Source organism: Mesorhizobium waimense (assembly GCF_003601975.1).
In the GTDB taxonomy this organism is placed as follows: domain Bacteria; phylum Pseudomonadota; class Alphaproteobacteria; order Rhizobiales; family Rhizobiaceae; genus Mesorhizobium; species Mesorhizobium waimense.
Genome location: NZ_QZWZ01000023.1, coordinates 1 through 13986 on the forward strand (window position 1 = coordinate 1; position 13986 = coordinate 13986).

Annotated in this window: 11 protein-coding genes and 2 pseudogenes; 9 read left to right on the forward strand and 4 right to left on the reverse strand. The window is 64.7% G+C overall.

Annotation, left to right across the window (positions count from 1 at the left end; genetic code table 11):
• Positions 1-316 precede the first annotated feature (316 nt).
• Positions 317-1096: an SDR family NAD(P)-dependent oxidoreductase gene (locus D3227_RS25125; protein WP_208646426.1), complete on the reverse strand. Its 780-nt coding sequence runs from the start codon at positions 1094-1096 to the stop codon at positions 317-319.
• Positions 1097-1189: 93 nt separating this feature from the next.
• On the opposite strand from D3227_RS25125, the gene D3227_RS25130 reads away from it, so the two are divergent.
• Positions 1190-2086, forward strand: coding sequence for a LysR family transcriptional regulator (locus tag D3227_RS25130; protein WP_120016977.1), 897 nt, complete (start codon positions 1190-1192; stop codon positions 2084-2086).
• A 6-nt stretch (positions 2087-2092) separates the two neighbouring features.
• On the opposite strand, the gene D3227_RS25135 is transcribed toward D3227_RS25130, so the two are convergent.
• Positions 2093-2701, reverse strand: a complete 609-nt coding sequence (locus D3227_RS25135; RefSeq protein ID WP_120017045.1) for a TetR/AcrR family transcriptional regulator — start codon at positions 2699-2701, stop codon at positions 2093-2095.
• A gap of 145 nt (positions 2702-2846) precedes the next feature.
• On the opposite strand from D3227_RS25135, the gene D3227_RS25140 reads away from it, so the two are divergent.
• From D3227_RS25140 to D3227_RS25150, 3 genes are all read left to right on the forward strand, one after another.
• On the forward strand, positions 2847-4031 hold the full coding sequence (locus tag D3227_RS25140; RefSeq protein WP_245451863.1) for an MFS transporter: 1185 nt from the start codon (positions 2847-2849) through the stop codon (positions 4029-4031).
• A gap of 70 nt (positions 4032-4101) precedes the next feature.
• Entirely contained in the window at positions 4102-5382 is a 1281-nt protein-coding gene (locus D3227_RS25145; protein WP_120016978.1) for a D-arabinono-1,4-lactone oxidase, read from the forward strand.
• The gene (locus tag D3227_RS25150; RefSeq protein ID WP_120016979.1) at positions 5379-6512 is read left to right on the forward strand and encodes an alanine racemase; all 1134 of its coding nucleotides are present in this window, start codon (positions 5379-5381) and stop codon (positions 6510-6512) included. The genes D3227_RS25145 and D3227_RS25150 overlap by 4 nt, the downstream gene beginning before the upstream one ends.
• A gap of 4 nt (positions 6513-6516) precedes the next feature.
• On the opposite strand, the gene D3227_RS25155 is transcribed toward D3227_RS25150, so the two are convergent.
• Complete coding sequence (locus D3227_RS25155; RefSeq protein ID WP_120016980.1) at positions 6517-7311, reverse strand: class I SAM-dependent methyltransferase; 795 nt, start codon at positions 7309-7311, stop codon at positions 6517-6519.
• Here D3227_RS25155 and D3227_RS25160 point away from each other — a divergent pair.
• Both D3227_RS25160 and D3227_RS25165 read left to right on the forward strand, forming a co-directional pair.
• Complete coding sequence (locus D3227_RS25160; protein WP_245451864.1) at positions 7310-8239, forward strand: ATP-grasp domain-containing protein; 930 nt, start codon at positions 7310-7312, stop codon at positions 8237-8239. The two genes, D3227_RS25155 and D3227_RS25160, sit on opposite strands and share 2 nt — an antisense overlap.
• Positions 8240-8304: 65 nt before the next feature.
• The gene (locus D3227_RS25165) at positions 8305-9243 is read left to right on the forward strand and encodes a bifunctional helix-turn-helix transcriptional regulator/GNAT family N-acetyltransferase (RefSeq protein ID WP_120016981.1); all 939 of its coding nucleotides are present in this window, start codon (positions 8305-8307) and stop codon (positions 9241-9243) included.
• Positions 9244-9288: 45 nt separating this feature from the next.
• On the opposite strand, the pseudogene D3227_RS25170 reads toward D3227_RS25165, so the two are convergent.
• Positions 9289-10121: pseudogene (locus D3227_RS25170) on the reverse strand (GyrI-like domain-containing protein).
• A gap of 276 nt (positions 10122-10397) precedes the next feature.
• Here D3227_RS25170 and D3227_RS25175 point away from each other — a divergent pair.
• From D3227_RS25175 to D3227_RS25185, 3 genes and pseudogenes are all read left to right on the forward strand, one after another.
• Positions 10398-11396, forward strand: a complete 999-nt coding sequence (locus tag D3227_RS25175; RefSeq protein ID WP_120016982.1) for a LacI family DNA-binding transcriptional regulator — start codon at positions 10398-10400, stop codon at positions 11394-11396.
• Positions 11393-12911: pseudogene (locus D3227_RS44080) on the forward strand (sugar ABC transporter ATP-binding protein). Before D3227_RS25175 ends, D3227_RS44080 begins: the two are co-directional and overlap by 4 nt.
• On the forward strand, positions 12911-13966 hold the full coding sequence (locus tag D3227_RS25185) for an ABC transporter permease (RefSeq protein WP_120016983.1): 1056 nt from the start codon (positions 12911-12913) through the stop codon (positions 13964-13966). Before D3227_RS44080 ends, D3227_RS25185 begins: the two are co-directional and overlap by 1 nt.
• Positions 13967-13986 lie beyond the last annotated feature (20 nt).

The following is a 13986-nucleotide window of genomic DNA, read 5'->3' on the forward strand; positions in this document are numbered from 1 at the left end:
TCGACTTTGCCATTTTTTCTTCCTCGAATGAGAACGGTGAGAACTGTTCCTCCGTCCGGCGAAGCCGGACAAACAAGCCCGGCAGCGCCGGACCCTTGGTTAGCACTCACCAATGGCGAGTGCTAACGTGCCGGTGAAATAGGCTGCTGGCTGGCGAGAGTCAAGGCGCGCGAGGGGGCGCAATCGCGCGAAATTTTGTTTGAGCAATCGCCCGGTTTTGGAACGCGCCGATTGCTGTTGGCTTTGGCCACGAAAAATGCCCGCTGCGCCGGCCAGGATCGGCGGAACATCGGGCGTGGGAGATGAGGCGTTTTGGTTATATGTTCATGCCACCCGACGCTTCGATGCGCTGGGCGTTGACCCAGCGATTGTCCTGCGACAGCAACGAGGCGATCATCGGGCCGATATCGTCGGGCACGCCGGCGCGGCCAAGCGCGGTGACGCCAGCCACCATGCGGTTGATGTCGGCGTCGTCGCGCACATGGCCGCCATTGAAGTCGGTTGCGATCGCGCCGGGCGCCACCGTGTTGGCGGTGATGCGGCGAGCGCCGAGCTCCTTGGCCAGATAGCGCGTGAACACCTCGATGCCGCCCTTCATCATCGCATAGGCGGCTGAGCCCGGCACCGAGAAGCGCGCCAGCCCGCTCGAAATATTGATGATGCGGCCGTCATCCGCGATCAGCGGCAGCAGCGCCTGGGTCAGGAAGAACACGCCCTTGAGGTGGATGTTCATCAGCGCGTCAAACTCATCCTCGGTCGTCTCGGCGATCGCCTTGCGCAAGCCGGTGCCGGCATTGTTGACGAGGAAGTCGAACCGGTCGCGCTGCCAGGTTTCGCTGAGCGTCCGCTTCAATGCCTCGACGAAGGCCGGGAAGGTTGCGAGCGCGCCCGTATCGAGTTGCAGCGCCGCGGCGCGGCCGCCCGCCGCCTCGATCTCCGCGACGGCCGCCTGGGCCTCATCCGCGCGGGAGCGGTAGGTGATCACCACGTCGACGCCCTTGCGAGCGAGGCTGAGCGCGGTGTTGCGTCCCAATCCACGGCTGCCGCCGGTGATCAGGGCTATCGGGCGATTGGTCTTGGTCATGGTCGTCTCCATCGATTTGCGATGGCATCTATTTATTCTCCTGTTTGACGGATATAATTAGGCTAGAAGTGCCTTCTCTATTCAGAAAAGACGAACAATTGGACTATGGACAAGCTCGACAGCATGCGCCTCTTTACCCGCGTCGTGGAGCGGCGCAGTTTCACGGCGGCGGCCGCCGATCTCGGCCTGCCGCGCTCCACCGCTACGTCCGCGATCAAGCAGCTCGAGGAACGGCTGGGCGTACAACTCTTGCGGCGCACCACCCGCCATGTCGCCACGACACTCGACGGCGAGGCCTACTATCAGCGCTGCGCCGACATCCTGGCCGACATCGAGGATGCCGAAGGCAGCTTCGGCGCCAACGAGGTTCGCGGGCGGTTGCGCATCGACGTCAACGGCCACATGGCGCGCACCTTCATCCTGCCGGAACTGCCGGCGCTGCTTGCCCGCCATGCCGGTCTGACCGTGCACATAGGCGAGGGGGACCGTCTGGTCGATCTGGTGCGCGAAGGCGTCGACTGCGTCATCCGCGCCGGCGTGCTTCCCGACAGCGACATGATCGTGCGCCGGCTGGGCACCGCGCGCGAGATCACCGTTGCCAGCCCCGCCTATCTCGAGCGCCACGGCGTGCCGCGCTCTCTCGACGATCTTGCCGGGCATATGATGATCGGCTTCGTCTCCTCGCGAACTGGGCAGGTGATGCCGCTGGAGTTCATGGTCGACGGCAAGGTGCGAGAAGTCGTGCTGCTATCGCCGGTCACCGTGGCCAATTCCGACACCAGCGCCACTCTGGTACGGCTCGGCTTCGGCCTCTACCAGGCGCCACGGCTTCGGTTCGCCGACGATCTTGCCGCCGGCAGGGTGGTCGAAGTGCTCTCCGACCACCCGCCGACCGCAACGCCGATCTCGGTGCTCTATCCGCGCAGCCGGCAGTTGTCGCCGCGGGTCAGGGTGTTCGTCGACTGGCTGGTCGAGATCTTGGCGCCGAAGCTGGATCCGTGAGGTCGATCAAAGGAACAACCGCAGCTGCGCGTGAATAATCGACCGGTAATCATCAATCGTCCGCCGGCCTTCCTCCTCGTCCTGCGTCAGCGCCAGCCGGACCACCCCGCCGGCAAGCTGAAAGATCAGGAAGACCACGCGCCCGAACTGCTCGCGCTTTTCCGGGTCGACGAGCGGGCCGACATGGTCACAGAACATCCTTGCCTGCTGCCTTGTCTCGGCGATGTCGAGATTCTGCAGCGCCTTGTCGGCCTGGATCGCGTTCTGCAGATCCTGGATGGCCGGGTCTTCGGCGACGCGCTCATAATAATCGTCAAGCAGGCGGTCGGCCGCCGCCGTCACGTCGTCCAGCCCTCGGATCTCGGCGATGATGGCGCCGAAGCGGGCGCGGCTGACCTCGGAGAAGCGCTCGTAGAGCATCGCCAGGATCGCCGATTTGTTGGGAAAATAGTGATAGACGGTAGCGATCGGCCCGCCGGCCAGCGCGCCCACTTCCTTCATCGTGACGGCGTCGATGCCCTTCTCGCCGATCAGCCGCATGGTCGTCGACAGGATGGCGTCGATGCGCTCGCGGCTGCGCTCCTGCTTGGGCACGCGCCGGGGCTTGGTCACCATTCCGCTTGCTTCCACCATACACCGACCCTTCGCGACAGGTTCGAATTTCAGGTTGACAAGAAACATGATTAACTATCAGTTTCCAGAAATGCTGACAGATTGTCAGTGTTTTCGCCGTGCGGCAAGGACGTTGGGGGAGGCACCTTTGGCATCGAATGCCGGACATCAGGGGAATGGCGATTGGCTGGTCGGCAATCCGACCGGCGCCGAGCTTGCCTCGGCCCTGTGGATCGGGTCGGTCGGCCTGCTCATCCTCGGCCTGCAGCCAGTGCTGCTCGGCGCCCTCTATACCGAGGGCCATGTCAGCGGCGACGAACTTGCTTTGGTCGCGACGGCGGAGATGATCGCCATTGCCGTCGGCTCTGGCGTCGTGGCGATGCTGCTTGCAGCCCGCAACATGCGCTGGAAAAGTGCTGTCCTGCTGATCCTGCTGGCACTGGCCAACTGGTGGACGGCCTATGCCGCCAGCCCGAATTCGCTGATCGCCGCACGCGCCGTGGCCGGGCTTGCCGAGGGCGGCCTGGTGGCGGTCGCCACCGAGCTCATCGCCCGCTCGCGGCGGGCCGAACGCATCGGCGGCTATTTCGTCACCATCCAGACGCTCATGCAATGCGCGCTTGCGCTGCTGCTTGCCCTTTATGTGATTCCGGCTGCCGGGTCGGCCGGCGGCTTCATTGCGCTCGCCCTGGTTTGCCTGGCGTCCCTGGTGATCGCCTGGAAGGTGCCGGGCAACTATGCCGACCTGCCCAAGGGAGAGAACCTGGCCAATGTGCTGACGGTCCCTTCGATGACCGCGCTCCTATCGGTCTTCTGCTACTTCATGTTCTTCGGCGCGGTCTGGGCGTTCTTGGAGCCGCTCGGTGCGCAGTACGGCATCGATGGCCGCACCGTCGGCCTGATCGTCTCGGCCAGCCTCGCGGTCCAGGTTCTGGGCGCGATGACAGCGACCGTGTTCGAGGCGCGCATCGATTATCGCCTTGCTATCGCGGCGATCGGTGCCGTCGCGCTGGTCAGTTGCCTGGTTCTCGCCGGCGGACCGGGCCTGACGACATTTTGGGTCGCGGCTTTGGTCATGGGTTTTATCCTGCTGTTCATCGTGCCCTACCAGATCCGCCTCGCGATCACCGCGGACGAGACGCGCACGGCCGTGCTGCTGGTGCCGGCCGCCCAGCTCTTCGGCCTGGCCATCGGGCCGATCGCGGCATCGCTGCTCATCGACGGCAAGGATTTCCGGCCGGTTCCTGAATTCGCCGCCGCCAGTGCGCTTGCCAGCGTTATACTGCTTGGTCTGTTCGTCCTCGTGTCGCGGCGGCGCCGGGTCACAGCATGATCCCGAAAAGTGGAAACCGGTTTTCGGAAGAGATCATGCTCCAACAAAAAGCCTGAGCGGGAGGGGCGACATGTCGAACATTTGGAGCAACTGGTCCGGCTTCGTTCGCGCCGAGCCGAAACTGATCGCCAGCCCGGCCAACACGAATGAGCTTGCCGATCTGGTGCGCGGCGCACCCGGCCCACTGCGCGTCGTCGGTGCCGGCCATTCCTTCACGCCGCTGGTGAAGTCCGAAGGCACGATCGTCTCTATGGAGAAGATCGAAGGGCTGGTGTCGCATGATGCGGCAAGACATCAGGCTCGCGTGCGGGCAGGGACCAGACTCGGCCCGCTGATGCACCTGCTACAAGGCATCGGCCAGGGCCTGCCCAACATGGGCGACATCGACCGGCAAGCAGTCGGCGGCGCGCTGGGCACCGCAACCCACGGCTCCGGGCCGAAGCTCGGCGCCTATCACACGCAGCTGGAGGCGGTTCAGATCGTCGACGGGCTAGGCAAATTGCGCGAATACTCCAGGGCTGGGGATTTGGACACGATCCACGCCATCGGCGTCGCACTCGGCGCCTTCGGCGTCTTGACCGAAGTGACGCTAAACAACATCGCTACCTACCGGCTGCACCGCCGCAAATGGGTGCTGCCGATCGCCGACATGCTGCGCGAGTTCGAGACGATGATGCGTGCGCATCGCTCGGCCGAGTTCTACTACATTCCGTTTTCCGGCTATGCGCAGTTCATCGCCAGTGATCTGAGCGATGCAGCGACGACGCCGCGGCCGACCGAGGACGATGAGGCGGGGTTGCGGACGCTGCGCCGTCTGCGCACCGCACTCCGCTGGCTGCCGTCGCTGCGCCGCCGGCTGATCCTGGGCGCCATCGCCAAACTGCCGGCGGAGGATTACGTGCAGGACTGGCTCAACGTCTATGCCAGCGACCGGCAAACCCGGTTCAACGAGATGGAATACCATCTGCCCTTCGAGGAGGGGCCGAAGGCGCTGGCCGAAATCATCGCGCTGGCCGAGACGCAGTTTCCGGAAGTCTATTTCCCGATGGAGGTGCGCTCGGTGGCAGCGGACGAATTCTGGCTGTCGCCGTTCTACAAAAGGCCCACCTGCTCGATCGCCATCCACCACGATGCCGCGAACGATCCGTTGCCTTTCATGCGCGCCGCCGAGCCGATCTTCCGCAAATATGGCGGCAGGCCGCATTGGGGCAAGATGCACAGCCTGAAGGCGGCGGATTTCAAAAAACTCTATCCGCGCTGGGACGAGGCAATGGCGGTGCGCCGCGACATCGATCCGCAGAACCGCTTCGTATCGCCCTATATGGCCAGCCTGTTCGGCATCGAGACATGAGCGCCTATTTCGCCGCGCTGTCGGACGCGTTGAAGGAGGCCGGCGTCTTCCAGCCGTGCCTTCTACTCGACCGCGACAGGCTGGACCGCAATATCGCCCTGGTGAAGGAGAGCCTGGATCCTGGCCTTGCGGTGCGGCTGGTCGACAAATCGCTGGCTTGCGTGCCGTTGCTGTCGCACATCGCCAGGGCGCTCGGTACGAACCGCTTCATGACCTTTCATCCGCCGGTCACGCAGGCCGTGCTCGACGCCTTTCCGGACGCCGACATGCTCTATGGCAAGCCGATGCCGGTCGGCGCGGCGAGGGCCATGCTTGCGAAAGGCGGCGCCGAGCGGTCGCGCGTCTGCTGGCTGATCGACACGAAGGAGCGTCTGGCCGAGTATGGCGCGCTGGCGGCCGAGCTCGGCATCGAATTGCGTTTCGCCTTCGAGGTCGATGTCGGTCTGCACCGCGGCGGTTTTGCCAGCCCTGAGGCGCTGAAGGCGCTATCGATTCCCGAACACATGCACTGCCGGGGCATCATGGCCTATGAGGCGCATGCGCCCGAGATTCCCGGCCTGTTCGGCGGTCAGGCTGGTGCACTGAAAAAGGCCTCGGCGCTGGCCGAGGAGTTCGCCGATTGCCTTGGCGAGGACCAGCGCCGCATCCTCAACATCGGCGGCTCGAAGACGGCGCTGCTCCACAATGGCGGGGTAGCCAACGAAGTGTCGATCGGCTCCGCTTTCGTTCTGCCCAGCGATTTCGACAAGCCCGGCCTCGCCGGCTTTGAACCGGCGGCCTTCATCGCAACGCCGATCTTGAAGGCAGTCGAGCCGGTGCTGCCCGGCCCGGCGGCTGTGTCGCGGATCTTGCAGGCGCTCGGCCTGTTCCCGCGCAAGGGCTGCTATCTCTATGGCGGCAAGTGGATGGCCGAGCCGGTGTTTCCCGAAGGCATGAAGACCAACGGCCTGATCGGCCTGTCCTCCAACCAGCAGTTCATGGGCCTGACCGGCAATGCCGTGGTCAAGCCCGGCGACTATGCTTTCCTACGGCCGACGCAGAGCGAGGCGGTGCTGCAGCAGTTCGCCTCGATCGCGGTGCTTTCCGGCGGCAAGATTGTCGACCGCTGGCCGGCTTTGCCGATGGCGTGAGTATCTATCGGCGCGGCTGCTCCAGCACCAGCAGCGGGCAGCGTTCGACCATGTCATAGGTCCCGGTCGGGGCGAGGCGGCCACGGCCGAAATGGCGGCTTGCCTCCCCAACCAGCACTGCGGCGCTGGCGAAACTGTAGCTGGCCTGCGACGTCGCATAGACGTCGATGGTGCCGATGACGGCCATGTCCCAGCCGGTGGCCAGGGAAAGCTCCTCGCGGTCGGCAAACAGCGCATCGAATGCCTTGAGGATCGCCTTTACCTTGATGGCGCGGTCCGGGTAGCCGCCGGTGCAACTCATGGCGATACGCCATTTGAGCTCGTGGAAGGTGGCGACGCCGCCGGCCAGGGTAAGTTCCCGCACGGCCGCAAGATCGTCCGGCGCCTCGGGGCCGGCGAACAGGCGCAAGCCGGCCCGTCCGCCGGGCTTCAGCACGCGCTCGATTTCGGCAAGCAGGTGAAGTCTCGCGGTAGATGAATGGAGCGCCGACAGGCAGCCGTCGCCGATGACGGCATCGACGCTATTGGAGGCAATCGGCAGGTCCAGCCAGTTGCCGATCACCGCCTTGCGTGTGCCTGTGTCGCCCGGCCAGATGCTTGCGATCATGGAGGCGGATTCATCGACCGCCAGCATCGTCTTGCCGAGGTCGGCCAGTTCCGGCGTCACCCCCAAAAGCAGCACATGCGCCGATTGCAGGTCGAGCTCCCGCTCGTAGGTTTCGACCGCGTCCGGCGGCGGCCGCAGCGGCGGGCCGAGCAACTGCCAGTGGCGGCGAATTGCATCCCAGTGGCTAGTCATGCAAAACGGCTCGAAGGTGGTGGCGCAATGGATCGGTCCGGCTGAATGCCTGCTTCGCGCGGTAGGAGAGATCGTGGCCCGCATCGCGGTGATAACGCATGAATATGACCAGTTCCAGCACCGGCGCGGCATGCTGCGGCGTTGGGACAGCCCCTATATGCTGTTCGACATACTGGCAGAGCTGAAAAGGCGTGGCCATTCCGTTCGCATCCAGCCTGGGCCTTCGACCAGACATGATGCCGATATCGCCGTTCTCCATGTCGACGCGACGGTGACGCCGCCCGACTATGTCGACTATGCGCGCGCCTTTCCCTTCTGCCTCAATCTCGGTGCAAGCGACATCTCCAAGCGCCGCATCAGCGGCGCCGTCATTGACCGCGATGACGGCTGGGCCGGTCCCATCATCGTCAAGAGCAACCTCAACCATTGGGGAACGCCCGAGCAGCAACTCAACCGGCATTCCGAGCGTGCCGGCAAGGCAGTTCCCTTTCCTGGTAGCGAGACTTTCGAGCAGTACCAGATCCATGCTTCGCTGGCGGATGTTCCTGCGGAAGTCTTCACGCGCACCAATCTGGTCGTCGAAAAATTCATCCCCGAACCGGAGCCGGACGGTTTCGCGGCGCGGTTCTGGATCTTCTGTGGCGAGCGTGAGCGCTGCACCCGCTACGTCTCGCCGCAAAGCCTGGTCAAGGGCGACGACACCATTCGCCGCGAGCCTGTTGCGGTTCCCGACGAATTGCGTGCGTTGCGCCGGAAGCTCGGCTTCGACTACGGCAAATTCGACTTCGTCATGCATGAGGGCAGGGCGGTGCTGCTTGACGCCAATAAGACCCCCGGCCGGGCGAGGGCCCTGTCGAAGATCATCGCCGCCGGCACGGCGAATCTAGCCGATGGCTTCGAGGGGCTGATCCGCCAGGTCGCTAGGTAGGCAAGTGGTATTTAGTTGACTCCGTCAAGTAAATGGTTGATCCTATTTGCGACAGGAGAAACGCCATGACGCTTCACCATCAACCCGGCAAGGAACGCATCGACGCGGTGCGGGCCTTCAATCGCTTCTACACCCGCCAGATCGGCCTGCTCGACGAAGGGCTGCTGAAAAGCGCCTTCTCGCTGACCGAGGCGCGGGTGCTCTATGAGCTCGCGCATCGCGATGGCCTGACTGCCACCGACCTTGTCCGCGACCTCGCGCTTGACCCCGGCTATCTCAGCCGGCTGCTGAAAAAATTCGAGGAGCGCGGGCTGGTCGAGCGCGCCGCTACGGAAGCCGATGCGCGCCGTTCCTCGATCGCGCTGACATCGGCCGGGCGGCAGGCCTTCGCGCCGCTGAACCGGGATTCGCACGACCAGGTCGCGGCCTTGCTCGATCGGCTTCCGGCATCGGACCAGGACAGGCTGGTCAAGGCCATGCAGACGGTGCAGCGCATGCTGGGCAGCGACGGTGCCGAGCCCAAAATTCCCTACATGCTGCGGACGCTGCAGGTCGGCGATATCGGCTGGATCGTGCGCCGCCAGGGCATGCTCTACGCGCAGGACTATGGCTGGGACGAAACCTACGAGGCTTTGGTCGCCGAGATCCTCGCGGCGTTCGTCAAATCCTTCGATCCGAAATGGGAGCGCAGCTGGGTCGCCGAGCGGGAAGGCGAGGTGGTCGGCTCGGTCTTTGTCGTGCGCAGGACAGACGAGGTGGCGAAGCTGCGACTGCTCTATGTCGAGCCGTCCGCACGCGGCCTTGGCATCGGCAAGCGGCTGGTCGATGAATGCGTCAGTTTTGCCCGCGCCAGGGGCTACAAGACGCTGACGCTGTGGACCAACGACATCCTCGTCTCGGCGCGCCGCATCTACGAGGCGGCAGGCTTCAAGCTTGTCGAGGAAGAGCGCCACCATTCCTTCGGCAAGGATCTGGTCGGCCAGAACTGGAATTTGGAGCTGTAGCGTTCTCCCACAAGGAGAGAAGGGAAGACCCCGGCGAACCGTTCTTCACCCTTTCACCGGGATCCAGATCTCCAGCCCGCCATTGCCGCTGCGCGGATCGAATTCCGGACCATAGCGCTCGAACTCCGGCGCGTCCGCTATCTCGTGACCGGAGGCCGGCAGCCATTTGTTCCAGATCGTGTTGACCGTGCGGCGAATGGTCGAGATGTGCTCGCGATGGGCGAAGACGGCGTATTTCTGCGCCGGCACCCGCACGCGAAAAAACCCCTTTGGCAGATCGGAGAAATCGGACACTCGACACCGACGATATAGTCGAAATTGCCGGCATCGTCGCCGTTGACGCAGACGCCGTAAGCGACGTCGCCGATCTCGCCGGGAATGTTGCCGATATAGGGACCGAAACGCTGCCACTGCATCGGGATCGCCGCGCTGCTCTCGCAGCTGTAGCGTTCGCCGAGGCCGGCGATGAGGAATGGACGGCTGGTCTCGAAGCGCGGCGGCTCGAGGCTGGCAAGCAGGGATTGATTCATCAGGATCGGCTCCACGAGGTCGAGATTGTCGAGGCTGCCTTGCACACGAACCAGTTCGGGCGTGGTGGCGAACTGGTCGCGGAAGGCGCGGGTGAAAGCCTCATGCGAGTTGTAGCCGGCATCGAGCGCGACCGAGAGGATATCGGGCGCGCCAGCGGCGAGCTTGCGCGCCGCTTCGCTCAGCCGCCGCGCGCGCATATAGCCCATCACCGAACGGCCGGTGGCAGCACCAAAGGCGCGCGTCACATGAAAGCGCGACACGCCGCTGCTTTGCGCGACATCGTCGAGCGATACCGCCTCCGGCAGATGGCTTTCGACGAACCACAGCGCCTTCTCGGTCGGGTTCATTTTCTCCTCGCATTGGCCGCATCATGCTGCCGTTTCCTAGCGCAGCCAGTTTGATCGAAATTGCGCACCGCGCAAAATCGAAACGAGGCCGATCGCCAGATGCGCCAGAACGATCATCCCCAAGGGCGACGAGATTTCGCGAAAAATGCTCATCGAATCGATTGCGCAAACGTTTCGATGACGCTACGCTCGTCGAAAATCCGCCGAAGCCAAAGAGAGCGGACAGGAAACGCCTCATCAGGGAGGAGCGCTTGCCAGCACTCCATTTGAGCTGCCATGCCGACAATGGCTGAGGTCGCGCGCCGCGCCGGCGTGTCGGTCTCGACCGTCTCGCATGTCATCAACCGCACCCGCTTCGTCTCGCCGGAGAAGGCGCGGCTGATCAACGACGCCATTGCCGCCATGGGCTATCAGCCCAACGAGCTGGCGCGCTCCCTCAAGGTCGCCTCGACCAGAAGCGTCGGCCTAGCAATCTCGGCCATTTCCAATCCCTATTTCACCGACATCATCTGCGCGGTGGAGGCCGAATGCGCGCGCCTTGGCCTGATGGTCTTCCTTTCTGACACGCAGGAGGATCCCGACCGGGAGCTTTCGGTGGTGCGCGCCTTCCATCAGCGCCGCGTTGACGGCGTCATCCTGGCGCCATCGGGTTCGCCGCAGCGGGCTATCGATTATCTCGCCGAGAAGAAGCTGCCCTGCGTGCTGATCGACCGTTTCGCCGACGAGCGTTTCGACCAGATCGGCGTCGAGAACCAGTCGTCGATGCGGGCGCTCATCGATCACGTCGCTTCCTTCGGCCACAAGCGCATCGGCTATATCGCCGGCCAGCCTGGCCTGGCGACGACGCGCGAACGCATCGAGGCGTTCCAGTCGTCGCTGGCGGCCAATGGACTTCAATGCCTGCCGCACTATGTCTCGCCCGAGAACGTCGACACGGCGAGCGCGACGGCGTCGACCCACGCCATTCTGTCCCTGCCTTCGCCACCCACGGCACTGGTCACCGGCAACAACATGACGACGATCGGAGCGGTGCGCGCGATCCACGAAAGGGGCCTCTCGATACCGGGCGATCTCTCGCTTGCCGGCTTCGACGACTTCGAATGGGCCGATTGCTTTGAGCCACGGCTGACCCTAGTCGCACAGCCCTGCACCGAGATCGGCCGCCAGGCGGCCGCCTTGCTCTGCGCCCGCATCGCATCGACCGGCCTGGAGCCGCAGGCGGTGCGGCTACAGGCTGCGTTGCAGGTGCGAGAGTCCTGCGCGAGGCCGGCATGAGCGCGCCGCTGCTTTCCGTCACCGGCGCGGTCAAGCGCTTCGGCGGCGTGCAGGCGCTGCGCGGCGTCGACTTCGACCTCAAGGCCGGCGAGATCCACGCGCTGTTGGGCGAAAACGGCGCCGGCAAGTCGACGCTGATGAACCTGCTGTCGGGCGTCTATACGCCCGACGAAGGCACGATCCACATCGACGGCAAGCCAGTGCACTTGAACAATCCGCGCGAGGCGCAAGCCGCCGGCATCGCCACCATCTTCCAGGAACTCGACCTGGTGCCGACGCTCGACGTCGCGGCCAATCTTTTCCTCGGCCGCGAGCTGATGCGCCCAGGCGGCTTCCTCGACGTGCCGGCGATGCGCCGCGAAGCGAAGAAGCGGCTCGAAGCCATCGAGCTCGCCATCGATCCCGCAAGGCTGGTCGCCGATCTATCGATCGGCCAGCGCCAGGTGGTGGCGATCGTCAAGGCGCTGTCCTACGCGTCGCGCGTGCTGATCATGGACGAGCCGACGGCGGCACTGACGGTGGCCGAAGTCGAAAGGCTGTTCGACATCATCCGCAAGCTCGCCGCCAGTGGCGTCGGCATCGTCTACATCTCGCATCGCCTCGAGGAAGTGCCTGAAATCGCCGGCCGCGTGACGGTGATGCGCGACGGCCGCGTCGCCGGCGTCACCGAACCGCACGCGCCGCAGGCCGAACTGGTGCGGCTGCTGGTCGGCCGCCCGCTGGACGAACTCTATCCCCCAACGCGCCAAGACAGCCGGCAAGCCGCTGCTCAGCCTGCGCGACGCGAGCTTCCATCTGTCCCGCGAAAGCGCCGGCTGGCAGGCCCCGACCAGCGTGTCGCTCGACGTGCATGAGGGCGAGATCGTCGGTCTCGCCGGCATCATGGGGGCAGGGCGCACCGAACTCTTGAGCGCGCTCTACGGCACCGGGCTGTCGGGCCGGTGGCAGGGCGAAGTCGCCATCGATGGCCGCCTGGTGAAACTGGATTCGATCAAGGCGGCGCGCGCCGCCGGCATTGCCTTCGTCACCGACGACCGCCGCGGCAGCGGCCTGATGCTCAGGATGGCGGTCGGCCTCAACCTGGTCATGTCGGTCATCCGCCGCATCTCGCCTTTCGGATTGATGTCGGCGGGCCGGCAGGCGGAAGCGGTCAAACAATCCTTCGGCCAGTTCGACATCAGGCCGAAGAACCCCGACATCGCCGTCGGCGCGCTTTCGGGCGGCAACCAGCAGAAGGTGGTGCTGGCCAAGGAGATCCTCGGCAATCCGCGGCTGCTGCTGCTCGACGAGCCGACGCGCGGCGTCGATGTCGGCGCCAAGGGCGAGATCTACGCGCGGCTGCGGCAGCTCGCGGCGCAGGGGCTGGGCATCCTGGTCGCCTCCAGCGAAATGCCGGAACTGATCGGGCTTTGTGATCGGATCGTGGTGCTGCGCCAAGGGCGCAATGTGGCGGAATTCATCGGCGGCGTCGACGAGCACACGGTGCTTGCCGCGGCAAACGGCAGGGAGGCCTGATGTCCGAGGAGAAAGTTTCAGTGGCAGGAGCCCCAGCTGTGCCGGCGGCGGCGCCAAAGCATCGCGATCCGCTGGCGCTGATCGTGCGCTTCCAGAGCCTGATCGGCCTGGTGCTGGTGGCGATCGGCGGCATCATTTTCTCACCGCGCCGTCATGGCGAGATCCTGTTCCTCAACCCCGACAACATCGCCAACATCGTGCGCGCCGTGTCCGAGACCGGCATCATCGCCATCGGCATGACCTTCGTCATCATAACCGCCGGCATCGACCTGTCGGTCGGCGCGGTGCTGGGGCTCTCCAGCGTCGTCACCGCATCGATGATGATCTCGGGCGGCTTCGGGCTCGTTCCCACCATCCTCGCCGTGCTGATCATGGGCATCGTCTTCGGCGCGATCCAGGGCACCATCTCCACCCGCTTCCGGTTGGAGCCCTTCATCGTCACGCTGGCCGGCCTGCAGGCCGCGCGGGGTCTGGCGCTGGTCGTGTCCGGCAATCAGTACATCAACATTTCCTACGGCGACGGGCCGGGCCTGGCGCCGCCTGTCTTCGCGGTGCTGGGCGAGCGCCTGTTTAACAACACCGTGCCGGTGGCAACGCTCGTCTTCATCGTCTTTGCCGCGATCGCAACGATCGTGCTCAACACGACGCGCTTCGGCCGCTATGTCTTTGCCGTCGGCGGCAACGAGCGCGCGGCGCGCATTTCCGGCGTGCCGGTGTCGATGGTCAAGATCTCGGTCTATGCCATTACCGGCTTTGCCGCCGCGCTGGCCGGCATCGTCCATGCCGGCCAGTTCAACTTCGGCAGCGCCAATGACGGCATGGGCTATGAGCTGACGGCAATCGCCGCCGTGGTCATCGGCGGCACCAGCCTGTTCGGCGGCGCCGGCTCCATGGTCGGCACCGTCGCCGGCACCATCATGCTGGGCGCTTTAGCCAACATCCTTCAGCTCAACAACATCACCCCTGCCATGCAGCTGCTCGCGACCGCCGCGATCATCGTGCTGGCGGCAGTGCTTCAATCCCTCGTTCGCCGCCGCGAGGGTTTGGGTCGTTAGGAGGCCGGCGGCTGTACGTG

Excerpts from the sequence above, each read along its gene's own strand:
- D3227_RS25125 (WP_208646426.1), bottom strand. The coding sequence starts at position 1,096 with ATGGAGACGACCATGACCAAGACCAATCGCCCGATAGCCCTGATCACC.
- D3227_RS25130 (WP_120016977.1), top strand. The coding sequence starts at position 1,190 with ATGGACAAGCTCGACAGCATGCGCCTCTTTACCCGCGTCGTGGAGCGG.
- D3227_RS25135 (WP_120017045.1), bottom strand. The coding sequence starts at position 2,701 with ATGGTGACCAAGCCCCGGCGCGTGCCCAAGCAGGAGCGCAGCCGCGAG.
- D3227_RS25145 (WP_120016978.1), top strand. The coding sequence starts at position 4,102 with ATGTCGAACATTTGGAGCAACTGGTCCGGCTTCGTTCGCGCCGAGCCG.
- D3227_RS25150 (WP_120016979.1), top strand. The coding sequence starts at position 5,379 with ATGAGCGCCTATTTCGCCGCGCTGTCGGACGCGTTGAAGGAGGCCGGC.
- D3227_RS25160 (WP_245451864.1), top strand. The coding sequence starts at position 7,310 with ATGCAAAACGGCTCGAAGGTGGTGGCGCAATGGATCGGTCCGGCTGAA.
- D3227_RS25155 (WP_120016980.1), bottom strand. The coding sequence starts at position 7,311 with ATGACTAGCCACTGGGATGCAATTCGCCGCCACTGGCAGTTGCTCGGC.
- D3227_RS25165 (WP_120016981.1), top strand. The coding sequence starts at position 8,305 with ATGACGCTTCACCATCAACCCGGCAAGGAACGCATCGACGCGGTGCGG.
- D3227_RS25175 (WP_120016982.1), top strand. The coding sequence starts at position 10,398 with ATGCCGACAATGGCTGAGGTCGCGCGCCGCGCCGGCGTGTCGGTCTCG.
- D3227_RS25185 (WP_120016983.1), top strand. The coding sequence starts at position 12,911 with ATGTCCGAGGAGAAAGTTTCAGTGGCAGGAGCCCCAGCTGTGCCGGCG.